Origin of the sequence: Streptomyces sp. WM6386 (assembly GCF_000972385.1) — a bacterium.
Taxonomy (GTDB): Bacteria; Actinomycetota; Actinomycetes; order Streptomycetales; family Streptomycetaceae; genus Streptomyces.
In genome coordinates this window covers 1-460 of record NZ_JXTE01000481.1, presented here as the reverse complement: position 1 = coordinate 460, position 460 = coordinate 1, and the positions used below count along the sequence as shown (strand labels likewise).

Here is a 460-nt window from a genome sequence, read left to right as displayed (position 1 = left end):
CGGCCCCGGACGGTGGCGACGGCGGCGATGGTCTTCGCGGCGGTGCTGGCCGGCTTCGCCTTCCGGGAGACGGAGCCCATCCTGCCGGGGTGGTCGAGCCCCGCGGTGGTCCTCCTGATCGCGGGGGTGGCGGCCGGTCTCGTCCGCTATTGGCGACGGCGTCTGTCGGCCGACCGCGAGCGGCTCGCGCAGTTCCAGCGGGACCAGGACGAGGCGATGCACCGGGCCGTGGAGGAGGAACGGGCCCGCATAGCCGCCGAGTTGCACGACGTCGTGACCCACAATGTGAGCGTGATGGTCATTCAGGCGGGGGCGGCGCGCAAGGTGATGGACGTGGCGCCGCAGCGGTCGAAGGAAGCGCTGCTGGCGGTCGAGGCGGGCGGCCGGGCCGCGATGGCCGAACTACGCCATGTGATGGGCCTGTTGGCCGCCCCGGACGCGGAACAGCCCGATGCCCTGG

The 460-nt window shown here is 73.3% G+C and carries 1 protein-coding gene; it reads left to right on the top strand.

The genetic code is table 11. The features are described from left to right. The coding region (locus TN53_RS42340; protein ID WP_046264235.1) for a sensor histidine kinase at window positions 1–460 on the top strand (460 nt) is incomplete at both ends.